We start from the raw sequence: 11,898 nt of genomic DNA on the forward strand, positions 1-11,898 counted from the left end.
TCATTTCCTTTCCTCCTGTACGCCTGTTAATTTCCAGTTACAGTGTACAGGATTGGTTTGATCGGGTGGTCAACTTTTTGGTGATCAATGGGTTAAAATTGGTACACTTTTAGTTTAGCAAATACATATAGTGTGAAATATCTCTGTTATCTCGTCTTGAAAGTCAATAATAAACCGATATGCTTACTGTTATATACAATTAAACCAGACTTAGCCTTTTTATTAAGCTCATCTTTTAATTCCAGTGACCCGTTAAACAAATTTTAAACACCCCGGAATGATAACGTTACGCTAATAAACTTAACGTATATGTCAATTGGTTTATTAACGACGTTAACTATACACAACGTAATGTTACATTACATAACTAAATAATAATCCCACTGCAACGTTGAAGTCAACCCCATTTACTCACTTCCTGTATGCAAAAAAACAAACGTGCCTTTTGTTCTCCATTCCCGAATTAACATAAATTGGAGAAAAGGCACGCTCATTAGAAAACTGCCTTCGCGGCAGTCTTCAATTCATTAATTCAAAAAACGTGTCGTCAGTTTGCTTGAATATCATTAATAAATGTAGGGGTTCGCAGGCTCCTGGTCAGTTTTATTAAAAGCGCCAACCAGTATTACAGGAATGCTGGAACCGTTATATTGCCCTACTTTGATGGTCCCTCTTATGGTAAGCCAGTCGCCTTCTTTGAAATCCCCTGTATTGTCATATTCACATAAAAAACCGGCAAAGGAGGCATCGGCGGAGCAGCAAGTGATGACATAACGCCCTAGAGCAAACTGGCCTGGCTGCATGCCAGTCTCTTTATAAACAAATCCCAGCATGGAAATTTCCTTGCCCGCGTACAACTCAGGAAACAGATAGGTTTCCTTATTTACTATAGTGAAATTATCTTCTGTTACTCTGATTATCTCGGACTTCCTGATCTCATCGATTTTCTCCTGTATTGGGTTTCTTTGCCGGTTATTAAATTCACTGTTATCATCCTGCGGTATTGAGTCGCGGTCTGACGCTTTTGGCGAAATTGCTTGCGCAGTGCCCTGCCGCGCGCCAAGGTTTGCGTCCCTTTTGGAGGCCATACTGGCGTCGAGTGGACTGTTTGGAAAAAGAAACGCCAATAATAGAGTTGCAACAAAAGGCAAGTAGGCAAGTTTTATGATTCTATGACGGTTATGAGTGTATGCGGCGGGAGCGGGCTGTAAGGAGTTTCCGGCCTGCGCCAGAAACATAATCAGCATGATCACCGCCGCCGCCATGGTTAGTTTTGTAAAGCGGGGGTTTATGTAAAACCCAATGCCGCCGCTCAATACCAGCCATAACAGAAAAGTGCTGAAGCCCAGCAGGATTAGAGCCTTGAACATAGATTCCCTGTTTATTTGCACCCGTCTTTTCAAAAGGGATCAACCCCTGCCGTCACAGTATTAACAATATAGGCGCCATAAATAACCAACAAACCCACAATAACAGTCAGCAAAACAACAAAGCGCAGCTTGAATACCTTAAGCATCAGCAGGAAGTTTTTCACGTCGATCATGGGCCCGAATACCATGAAAGCCAGCATCGAACCGGCAGTAAAATGGCTCGAGAAAGATGCGGCGATGAAAGCGTCCGCTGATGAACATACTGAAATACCAAAGGCGAAAGCCATCATCGCCGCGATTGAAGACCAGAGGCCCTGCCCTATGTCCAGCAAAACATATCGCGATAACGTTGTTTGGACAAATGCAGCCAGGCAGGCACCCCAAATAAGATACTTGCCCATTTCAAAGAACTCGTCACAGGCGTTGCTGAGAGTGTTGACCAGTCTGCCTGAAAGATTGTGGCTTAAGTTCTTATGGCTGTGTGAACAGCCGCAGTCACAGCTGCTATACGGCATAGTCCCTCTCAGTTCGCCGCTGTCAAAAAAATGACTGACGAGCAGCCCAGTTGTGAACGCAACTACGAAAGCCAGTCCCAGCCGGCAGCAGACCATTTTGAGATTGGCGCTAAACGCAACAGCTGTGGATGAAGCGACTACAGGGTTGATAATAGGAGCCGCCAGCATAAAAGTGACAGCGCTGTACAGCGGCACTCCTTTACTGACCAGCCTGCGGGCCACAGGGACAATACCGCACTCGCACACGGGGAAGATCATCCCCATCAGGCAGGCAAGCAATATTTTTGAATATTTGCTTCCGGGTAAAAATCTTTTTATCTGCTCTTCAGACACAAAATTCTGCAGCAGTGCCGAGACAAACACTCCGATAAGAATGAACGGGATAGCCTCAATAATTATGCTCAAAAAAATTGTCTTGAAATTTAGAAATCCTGACCACGTCAAACTTGTATTGCTGATACTGACCATGTTAAAATGTATCATTTCGCTTAAAAACCCTGACATATGCCAGGCAATATAAGCAAAAAACAACAGGAAGCATAGAGAAAACAAAACCTTTTTTACGTTAACTATCAATATGTGCAAATTAATTCAACGCCTCTTCCAGAGTTTTTAAATTAGCTTCCATAATTTTTATATAAGCGTCCGGCTCCATAGGTCCGGTCACTACGGGATCTAGAATGTATAATTTGGCGCCCGTCTCGTTGGCAATGGTTTCGGCGGCCTTCGCCGGATACTGGGGCTCGGCGAAGAGAGCTTTGATTTTCGCTTGACGCACTGTTTCGATAGTCTCGGCAAGTTCCGCGGCGCTTGGCTCAGATCCCGGCTCCCTTTCAATCACAGCGGCGATATTGAGTTTGAACTCCTGGGCAAAATAGGGGAACGCCTCATGAAAAGTAATGATGTCCTTATTTTTAACACCATCCAGCGATTGGTGCATCCTGGCCTGAAGATCTTCTAGTTTGGCTGCGTAAGCAGTAGTGTTGGCGCTGTACTGCGCGGCATGGTCCGGGTCAAGCGCGGCCAGCTGCAGCCCGATGTTTTTCACCTGTTGAATGTCGTTGGATATGCTAACCCAGACGTGCGGGTTGTCACCTTCTTCGCCTTCACCTGTTATGAGCGGTATGCCTTTGCTCGCTTCAACAATTTTCAGGTTAGGCAGTTGACTAACCACCTTGTCCATAAACGCCTCCATCCCGGCGCCGTTGACTATAAAAACCTGGGCCTCACTGAGTGTTTTCAAGTCCTCGGGAACTAACTGGTAGTCGTGCAGACACCCTGTTGTCTGCTCAGTCATATTGACAACTTTTACACCCGGCACGTCTTTGGCGACATTTATGGCCGATATGTATAACGGGTAGAACGATGTAACGATAGTGAATGATTTACCGTCCTCTTTTTTCTCCGGTGCTACGGAAGATTGTCCACCGCATGCTGATAGAAGAACAGCATTACTAAGCAATAGAGCAACTATAAAAAAGAAAGATACTGGTTTACGCATTTTCCTGGCTCCTTTCTTTGCAACACCAAACAGTTTTAAAAGCACTATTTATCTTTTTTTTAGGCATTATCAATTATTGCTCTTTCCCTGCAGGTCGAACAGTAACCAAAAAGTTCGAATGTGTGCTCCCTTATTTCAAAATTCTTCTCTGCCGCAAAATTGTTCTCACTAAGTAATTTTAACGGACAGAAATTTATGGGCTCCGCGGAGCCACACGTCAAACAAATCATATGGTGTTGGTGATCACCTCCCGGATTTAATTCATATCTGCTTTTCACGTCATGAAAGTTTACCCTGTTGATAATTTTCAAATTTTGAAGAACCGCCAGATTGCGGTAAACCGTATCCAGGCTTATGTTTTGATACTTTTCCTTCACTTTCATATAAACTTCTTCCGCACTCAAAGGAAGCTTACGGCTACTATCAAGGAAAGCGTTTACGATCTCCTGCCTTTGCGGAGTTATTTTATAACCATTTTTACGCATTTCATGCAGCCGCTTTCTTATGTTTTCGTCCATTGCCTGGCCTCCTAAATAATATATATTCTTATTTACTAGTTATTATTACTTATACCAGAACAACTTTTTTTTGACAAGTCCAAAATGGGCAATTATCACCAGCTTCTTACAAAGAATGTATTCTTTTAAGAATGGTAATAGAAGCTGAAAAGCATATGCCATCTAAGTCATGAAAGAAGAAAAACCCCGGAAAGGGTTTATAGAAAAATACTATTTGTAAAATCTACTAATGATAAACTTCATGGCATATAATTTAAAAATATCGATGAAGCAAGCAGGTTGGTAATAATGAACAAAGAGTTTCATACCTTTCGGGAGTATATGAAAAAAGACGAGGATCTTTTAACCGCCTCCATGGAAGACTACCTGGAAATGATTTACCGCTTATCCAGAGAAACCGGGTATACCAGAATTAACGACCTTTCTGCCGCTCTTAATGTACAGCCCCCTTCCGCGACCAGGATGGTACAAAAACTTGCTGAGATAGGAACTCTGGATTATGAAAAATACGGTGTCATAGTATTGAGCCCAAAAGGTAAAAAGTTGGGCGAATACTTGCTCGTACGGCACCAAATGGTCGAAGATTTCCTTAAAATGCTTGGTATTACAGAAGATATCCTGATGGAAACTGAAAAAATAGAACATACAATCAGCACGCAAACTTTAAAGTGCCTGGCTGACTTTGTTGATTTTTTTAAACACAGGCCAGAAGTCTTAAGCGATTTTGTAACATTCAGGAAAACAAGAGGGAAAACCGGTTGAGCCGGTCCTCCTTTTTTAAACCCAGCCCGCCTGCCTTGCCGCCAGGGCTATGACAAAGCAAACGGCACAGGCGACACCCAGGGGAATAAACGCGGCAAAAGCAGTCCACTTGACGGAGCCGGACTCACGCCAAATAGTCCAGAGAGTTGTGCCGCAGGGGTAGTGGAGCAGGGAAAAAAGCATCACACATAAAACAGTCAGCCAGGTCCAGCCATGCTCTACTACAAATAACTGATGCAAAGCCTCGATGCTATCCAGTTCAACCATTGAACCTGTTGCCAGATAGCTCATGATCAATATCGGTAAGACTATTTCATTTGCCGGAAGCCCTAAGATAAAAGCCATTAAAATGTAGCCGTCCATGCCCAAAAGCCGTCCAAACGGGTTCAGCCAATTGGCGCAGTGCGCCAGCACGCTTAACTCCCCCACATTAATATTGGCCAGCAGCCAGGTAACCGCCCCTGCCGGTGCAGCAACGCACACCGCGCGGCCAAGAACAAAGAGCGTACGGTCAAAAATTGAGCGGATGATGACCCTGCCCACCTGAGGCTTGCGGTACGGAGGCAGTTCCAGGGTAAACGACGACGGAATTCCTTTCAGGAGTGTCGCGGAAAGAACCCGTGACACGGCCAGAGTGATTACTATGCCTAGCAGGACGATGCCCATAACGATAAAGGTCGCTCCGAAGGAACCGGCCGCTCCCAGGACCAGCAAACCGGCGAGCGCTATCAAGGTGGGAAAGCGCCCGTTACAGGGCACAAAGTTGTTGGTCAGCATAGCGATTAAACGTTCCCGCGGCGACTCGATGATCCTGCAGGCTATAACACCTGCGGCATTGCACCCGAAACCCATGCTCATAGTAAGGGATTGCTTGCCGTGCGCTCCAGCTTTTTTAAACAAATAATCCAGATTGAAGGCCACCCTCGGCAAATATCCCATATCCTCAAGCAGAGTAAAACAGGGAAAGAAAATGGCCATTGGAGGCAGCATAACAGACACAACCCAGGCCAGGCAGCGGTATATTCCTTCCACAAAGAACCCTTTTACCCAGGAAGGCGCGCCCAGCCATACACACAGGTCCGCAAGACGGTCCTGGCCCCAGAACAGTACGGTCGCCAGGACTGCGGAGGGATAATTGGCGCCGGTTACAGTAATCCAGAAAACTAACGCCAGCAGCAGGATCATGGATGGGATGCCGAATGTCCTGGATGTGAGGACGTCATCAAGTTTTTTATCCCAGTCCACCTTGTGTTTACCTTTTTGGCTTACCACTTTCCGGGTAATTCTTTCCGCGTCGCTGTATATGGCGCTGACGATACTATCATTAAACTTCAAAGAGACTTCGGGGCTTATTCTTTCAATTTCCTTTAAAATATCCCTCAGCTCACTGGTTGAAGAAGGTTGGCTCATGCCAGGGCAGTACCTCCCGTCTTTATATGAAGAGGAACTTTTTCTGTCATCCATTTTTGAATGGCGCTTATAACCGCTTGGTCTTTATCTAAAAACCGGAGGGCGAGCCAGCGGCTGTTAAACTCTTCCCCCACCAGCTTTCTGATTTGAGGTTCTATTTTAGTCAATGCGTCCTCTATTCTTTTTGCATATTTAACAGTATAGGGAACAGTTATAGTGCTTCCGGTCGAAACACCTGCTATTGCCGAGAGCAGTTTGTCAAGACCGAACCCCTCCCTGGCCGCAGTGGATACGACAGGCACACCCAACTCCGCTGCCAGGGAATCCGCATCTATTTCAATTCCTTTTCTTTTGGCCTCGTCAACCAGATTAACACAGACGACCACTTTGGAAGTGATTTCAAGCACCTGCAGAGCCAGGTTAAGATTTCTTTCCAGGCAGGTGGCGTCCACTACCACTACCGTGGCGTCCGGTTTACTAAAGCACAGGTAATCCCCGGCCACCTGTTCTTCTACTGAATTTGCCAATAAAGAATAGGTTCCCGGCAGGTCTACCAGATTAAAGACCATTCCCCTGTAAATATAGCTGCCTTCGGCCCGAAGCACGGTTTTGCCCGGCCAGTTGCCGGTATGCTGGTTTAAGCCGGTTAAAGTGTTGAATATAGTACTCTTTCCTGTATTGGGGTTGCCGGTAAGAGCTATTGTGTAACTGGTTTTTTGATAGTTGACTTTTTGAGCGTTTTCAGCATTTGCATTTATTCCAAAAAACCGGTGAATCAAGCCCATTAAACTAATCTCCTTTATATTTAACCAATACCCGACAGCCCTCTTCTCTCCGCAGGGCTATAACAGCTCCACGAATTTTAAAGGCCTTGGGATCTTTAAACGGACTATATCTTAAAGCTTCCACCTCTGTTCCGGGCACAAGACCAAGATCCATCATCCTCCGCCTGGTCATACCCGCCGCGTTAAGAGACGTGACTACTGCCGATCTGCCAACAGGCAGGTTATATAAATAAACCATTCCGTGTGATTGAAGTATTTCTTTGTTGTTTTCCACAATTGCAACACCCTTTTCTCCTAATTGCATTCATCTAATAATGTTATCTTCAACTAACAAAAATTAAAAAATAAAAAACTACTAAAGCTCACCTCCTATATTTAAGCCTGGATGAATCTTCCGAACCAGAGACTTAAGTTTAATAATAATCTTTCTTGAAGCTAACTTTATTCCAATAGCAAAGGTAGTACATTTTACGCAAAGACTCTTTTCTTTGCTACATTACAAATATTTTTTTTATCTAAGAAAGTTTTACGATTTATACTTACAGCTAAAAATTTTTAACCCGGAGCCCAAAGGCCCCGGGTTTAAAATAAGTTTTATTAAAATCCTCATACCTGCCTTTCTTCAAAAGCTTTCAGCAATTCTTTAACCGCCAGGGTGGCGGACAGTTTGCCGTCCACAATCGCCTGCTCGATTCGCGGCTTCAAACAAACCACTGCCGGATGGTTGAAAAAGCTAATCAGCAAGTGTTCCTGGACCATGGAATAAACCCAGTCCAGGATCTGGGAGCGGCGGCGGGCAGAAAATACGCCCGACTCTGTCGTCTTGTTTCTGAACTCTTCGATGGCAGACCAGATTCCGGCGATTCCTTCACCGGTTATGGAAGAGCAGGTATAGGCCATGGTCCTCCATTCTTCCGTCGCAGGCTGGAGGTAGTGCAGGATCCTGGCATAGTCGGCCTTGGCGGCAAGCCGGACTGTCCCGGCATCCCGTCGTGCCCGCCCTCCACCCCTTCCAGCACGTAGGTGGTGAAAGCGCCGCCGGCTTGTTCGGGAACCCATTCCGGCCGCTGCTTTTCTTCGCCCATAGTATCAGCTTACTTCCTGCAGGCGGCGATTGATTTCCTCTATAACCTTTTGAGCGGCTACCGGGATGACGGTGCCCGGCCCGAATATGGCGGCGGCCCCGTGGGCTTTCAGGAACTCATAATCCTGCGCTGGAATAACGCCACCCGCTACAACCAGGATATCCTCCCGGCCAAGCTTCTTCAATTCCTCTACAAGCTGCGGCAGGAGGGTCTTGTGACCGGCGGCCAGGGAACTCATGCCGACAACATGCACATCGTTTTCCACCGCCTGCCTGGCCGTTTCTTCCGGGGTCTGGAAAAGCGGACCGATGTCCACGTCAAAGCCCAGGTCGGCGAAGGCGGTGGCGATAACCTTGGCGCCGCGGTCGTGGCCGTCCTGCCCCATCTTGGCGATCATGATCCTGGGACGGCGGCCCTCGTTCTTCTCAAATTCGTCCGTCATCTTTCTGACGACGGCCACTTCGTGCTCCTCGCCAAACTCGGAACTGTACACGCCGGAGATGGAGCGGATGACGGCCTTGTGACGTCCGGTCACCTTCTCGATGGCGTAGGAAATCTCGCCCAGGCTAGCCCTGGCCCTGGCCGCCTCGATAGCCAGGGCGAGGAGGTTGCCTTCACCTGTTTCCGTAGCGCGGGTAATGGCGTTCAGCGCAGCCTCCACCCTGGCCTCGTCGCGCCCGGCGCGCAATTGCTCCAGCCGTTTTAACTGGGCCTGACGCACGGCGGTATTGTCGACCTCCAGCGTTTCCAGCGGGTCCTCCTTGGCCAGGCGGAACTTGTTTACACCGATGATGGCCTCCTTGCCCGAGTCCGGAACAGGATAAGACGCCGCAGGCCGCTGTAAAAAATACAGCCCGCGGTTCGGCAATCACCCCCTTTAAGAAGCAGACGCATTCAGTGATCATTTTTAACAGGTTTCTAAAAAATAAAATAATCTCAAGATAAATCTATTATTTGTCCGTCTTTTAACGGACTTGTTTCAAAAAGGCTACCCATCCATCCCCGAACAGGTAGAATTTAAAAGGAAGAAGGAGATAATATGAAAAACCCGGCTTCCTCCGCTAAGAAGCCGGGTTTATCAAAGGTAAAAACCTCTAGAATAAACACACTAACAGCCCTGGCCTTTCTACGGAAGGCGGTACTCAAACCGACCAGGCAGGTCTCCTGACTTGTGGCTCACAGCATATCTCCCGCCTTCCCGGGCATTTTTCAACCCAGTGGCATTTTGGGAGACGCTCCCCACTTACAGTGGCCAGACCGTCCGGGATTTGCACCCGGTTCCCTTTTCACCCCCGGCACAGCCGGGGAGACCTGGACAGTTTATTCAGTTACACAAAATTAAACATTATTTGGCCGGAATGTCAATTATATTTAATAAAAATAATATTATACATCCTAAACGCAAATGGGTATTCCGGAAAATATAATCGGGTTAACTCCAATGCTTTTAGCATAATCCTCTCCCATCAGAAAAGCGTTCAGCGGCTTTGATATCAATAAAGCAAGCAATAAAAACGGTATGCTAAGGAACGCCAACAGCTTTACCTGCTCCTATGTAAAGCCCGCAAAGCTTCCCATCGCCCAGACCACAAAGCCCTTCACTTTTTCGTTGTCCCCAAAAGTTACCAGGAGTCCGGTGGCAGCCGAACATAAATACCCGATCATCAGCCCTATAACAAGCAAGGTCACTATATTACGAACAAAATAGGCAAACACCAGGACGATTGCCGTAACAATCAGGGCGCCCAGGAATGCGCCAATAAAAAGGTAATAAATTGGCAGGCTGGAAATACCAAGCTTAAAACCGCCAAGTACCAATAGGGCCATAACAAGCATTGAGCCAGCGGAAATTCCAAGAACATACGAATCCGCAATGGGATTTCGGAAGAAGATCTGCAGCAGGAGTCCGGCAACCGCCAATGCGGCGCCTCCCATGACCGCCGCCAAGGATCTCGGCAGCCGCATCGTCCAGACAATGGTGGAATTTATGGAATCATCCCGAATGTTTTTTATAATTATATCAGCAACCTCGGGCAGGCTGATTTTAACGGATCCCATGGCAATGTTCAGCAAAAAAACAAGCACAAGCCCAGCCAGCAACAAACTAAAAATTATTAAATTCCTGTTTTGAAAGCATCGTTTTGGCTGCCTGGCAGCCTTCTGTACCGGCGAAATCAACACGCTCACATTTCCCTCCAACATGCATAACAGCAATCTGTAATATTCTAATTCATGGGAAGCTTAACCAGCTTAGTAAACTCATGCCCTTCAAACGCTTCCGGATGAAAAACCGCCGCAATATCCTCTACGAAAATATCGGTGCATGGGCGACCTGCCACCAGTCCGGCGCATAAGCCCATACATTGCCGTTTTGTACAGCTTTTATGTTGGCGAACAGGGGATTCTCCTGTATAATCTCTTCAATAGAAGGATTTCTCATGTAATTGGTAGTGGACGAAAAGATCAGCACATCGGCATTTTTCGCATCCGCATAAAAATCCTCCATGCTGACCTGAGTATCGTACCCTTTGCCCATGTTTTTGAAGACATAATCTCCTCCGCACATGGTTATCCACTTGCCGACGTAGGAATCCGGGTTTTCCACGTATACCTTTCCTCCCCAGGAAAGCCCCCAGGCAACCTCCGGCTTTTCCAGGCCCGCCACCTTCGCGGTAACATCGTTTATGCGTTTTACCGCGTCGTTGAACATTTTTTCGGCTTCCAGTTCTTTATTATAAAAAGCAGCTGTAAATTTTATCCATTCCATCCGGCCCAAAAAATCAGGCTCCATATATTCGTTGTTTATCGCATAATGAACTCCTATTTCATCAAGCTTTCTCATAATGTACTGCTGGCCGTACGCTCCGGTATACGCAAAGACCATGTCGGGGTTTAAGGCTTTGATAAGCTCGTAGTCCGGCGCTTCCATTTTGTCACCGCCCAAATATTTGATTGTCCCGCAGTTCATGGCATTCTTCACTTCCGGAATATACCAGTATTGTTCTGATGCGGTTACTCCTCTAAGGCTGTCCAAAAGATTGAGTTCGGCTAGTTCCCCGACATATGTGGCTGAGCACGCCACAACGTTTTTTAAAGGAATACTTATTTTCTTATCCGCCAGATAGCCTTCCGGAGCGGTCTTTCCCTGCGGCGCCAGAAGAAGCCTGAAGTTTTCACCGTCCGTAACCAGCTTGCAGCCGTTATCGAGATACTTAATTTGGAAGCCCCCGGCAAAATATACGGGCAGTGTTTCCATCTTGATGCTTAACTTTGATGTTTCGTTATCGTAAAAAGTCTGCATTCCGAATACATCCCGGACAAAATCCGCGGGCACATAGACAGAGCCGTTTTTCTCAGCAGCCGCAGCGCTGAGTTCGCATACTTCGCCGTTTACATATACTGTGGAACTTCCTTCCTTCAGTAAGTAAACGTTATTACCTCTTAAGAGGGTCATGTCTGTATTCACTCCATCTCCTGACACATTGGCGCCAAGAGCCCGCGCTATCACATTTACAGGAAGCATGACGGCGCTTCCGTCAATGTACGGTTGAATATCAGTAAAACTTACCGGTTCACCGTTGATATCCACCTTTATTGCTGAAGCGTCAACTGTATTTCCTGATTCAGCGGTGTTAACGGGCATGGTAATATTTTCCGGCAAGCTGTTCATTTCGTTTTGGGCATTATCTTCATTCCCGGAATTCTTCTGGGCCCATATTACCCCTGTAATCATCACCAGGGCTAATATCACACCCGCCGTGATTGCAAAACGTTTTTTCATCGAATACCTCCGCTCGTATAATAGATTTAGGACCACCGAACAGTCATAATTCCAGTTAAGGAACTATATGGATGATGGATGGTAGTTTGGGAACCGGTTCCCTTAAATTACGGGTACCGAAGCCAATAAAATCAAGTACCAGATTCCACAGCAAGTACGGTAACGGTACCG

Annotated in this window: 12 protein-coding genes and 1 riboswitch; of the genes, 1 reads left to right on the forward strand and 11 read right to left on the reverse strand. The window is 46.6% G+C overall.

The window, feature by feature from the left end; genetic code table 11:
• Positions 1 to 566: 566 nt before the first annotated feature.
• The 4 genes from Pmgp_RS18015 to Pmgp_RS18030 all read right to left on the reverse strand — a co-directional run bounded on the left by Pmgp_RS18015 (position 567) and on the right by Pmgp_RS18030 (position 3,904).
• Positions 567 to 1,403, reverse strand: coding sequence for a TIGR03943 family putative permease subunit (locus Pmgp_RS18015; protein ID WP_134215883.1), 837 nt, complete (start codon positions 1,401 to 1,403; stop codon positions 567 to 569).
• On the reverse strand, positions 1,400 to 2,389 hold the full coding sequence (locus Pmgp_RS18020) for a permease (RefSeq protein WP_345789160.1): 990 nt from the start codon (positions 2,387 to 2,389) through the stop codon (positions 1,400 to 1,402). The genes Pmgp_RS18015 and Pmgp_RS18020 overlap by 4 nt, the downstream gene beginning before the upstream one ends.
• An 82-nt stretch (positions 2,390 to 2,471) precedes the next feature.
• On the reverse strand, positions 2,472 to 3,386 hold the full coding sequence (locus tag Pmgp_RS18025) for a metal ABC transporter substrate-binding protein (protein ID WP_134215887.1): 915 nt from the start codon (positions 3,384 to 3,386) through the stop codon (positions 2,472 to 2,474).
• 59 nt (positions 3,387 to 3,445) lie between these two features.
• Positions 3,446 to 3,904, reverse strand: coding sequence for a Fur family transcriptional regulator (locus Pmgp_RS18030; RefSeq protein ID WP_134215889.1), 459 nt, complete (start codon positions 3,902 to 3,904; stop codon positions 3,446 to 3,448).
• A 288-nt stretch (positions 3,905 to 4,192) separates the two neighbouring features.
• On the opposite strand from Pmgp_RS18030, the gene mntR reads away from it, so the two are divergent.
• The gene (gene mntR, locus Pmgp_RS18035; RefSeq protein WP_192903013.1) at positions 4,193 to 4,666 is read left to right on the forward strand and encodes a transcriptional regulator MntR; all 474 of its coding nucleotides are present in this window, start codon (positions 4,193 to 4,195) and stop codon (positions 4,664 to 4,666) included.
• Positions 4,667 to 4,681: 15 nt separating this feature from the next.
• On the opposite strand, the gene Pmgp_RS18040 is transcribed toward mntR, so the two are convergent.
• The 7 genes from Pmgp_RS18040 to Pmgp_RS18075 all read right to left on the reverse strand — a co-directional run bounded on the left by Pmgp_RS18040 (position 4,682) and on the right by Pmgp_RS18075 (position 11,727).
• Positions 4,682 to 6,076 (reverse strand): nucleoside recognition domain-containing protein, encoded by a 1,395-nt coding sequence (locus tag Pmgp_RS18040; protein ID WP_134215891.1) that lies wholly within the window; start codon positions 6,074 to 6,076, stop codon positions 4,682 to 4,684.
• Positions 6,073 to 6,861, reverse strand: coding sequence for a FeoB small GTPase domain-containing protein (locus Pmgp_RS18045; protein WP_134215893.1), 789 nt, complete (start codon positions 6,859 to 6,861; stop codon positions 6,073 to 6,075). Before Pmgp_RS18045 ends, Pmgp_RS18040 begins: the two co-directional genes overlap by 4 nt.
• Before the next feature lie 4 nt (positions 6,862 to 6,865).
• Entirely contained in the window at positions 6,866 to 7,099 is a 234-nt protein-coding gene (locus Pmgp_RS18050; protein WP_134215903.1) for a FeoA family protein, read from the reverse strand.
• 368 nt (positions 7,100 to 7,467) lie between these two features.
• Positions 7,468 to 7,920: a P-loop NTPase family protein gene (locus tag Pmgp_RS18055; RefSeq protein ID WP_134215895.1), complete on the reverse strand. Its 453-nt coding sequence runs from the start codon at positions 7,918 to 7,920 to the stop codon at positions 7,468 to 7,470.
• A 30-nt stretch (positions 7,921 to 7,950) separates the two neighbouring features.
• Positions 7,951 to 8,814 carry a methylmalonyl-CoA mutase family protein gene (locus Pmgp_RS18060; protein ID WP_205078099.1) on the reverse strand — a complete coding sequence of 288 codons (864 nt, stop codon included), beginning with the start codon at positions 8,812 to 8,814 and terminating at the stop codon, positions 7,951 to 7,953.
• A 269-nt stretch (positions 8,815 to 9,083) separates the two neighbouring features.
• A riboswitch (cobalamin riboswitch) is annotated at positions 9,084 to 9,276 on the reverse strand.
• Between the two features lie 221 nt (positions 9,277 to 9,497).
• Complete coding sequence (locus Pmgp_RS18070; RefSeq protein WP_192903015.1) at positions 9,498 to 10,133, reverse strand: iron chelate uptake ABC transporter family permease subunit; 636 nt, start codon at positions 10,131 to 10,133, stop codon at positions 9,498 to 9,500.
• A gap of 118 nt (positions 10,134 to 10,251) precedes the next feature.
• Entirely contained in the window at positions 10,252 to 11,727 is a 1,476-nt protein-coding gene (locus Pmgp_RS18075) for a stalk domain-containing protein (RefSeq protein WP_134215899.1), read from the reverse strand.
• Positions 11,728 to 11,898 lie beyond the last annotated feature (171 nt).

Source organism: Pelotomaculum propionicicum, from assembly GCF_004369225.1.
GTDB lineage: Bacteria > Bacillota > Desulfotomaculia > Desulfotomaculales > Pelotomaculaceae > Pelotomaculum_B > Pelotomaculum_B propionicicum.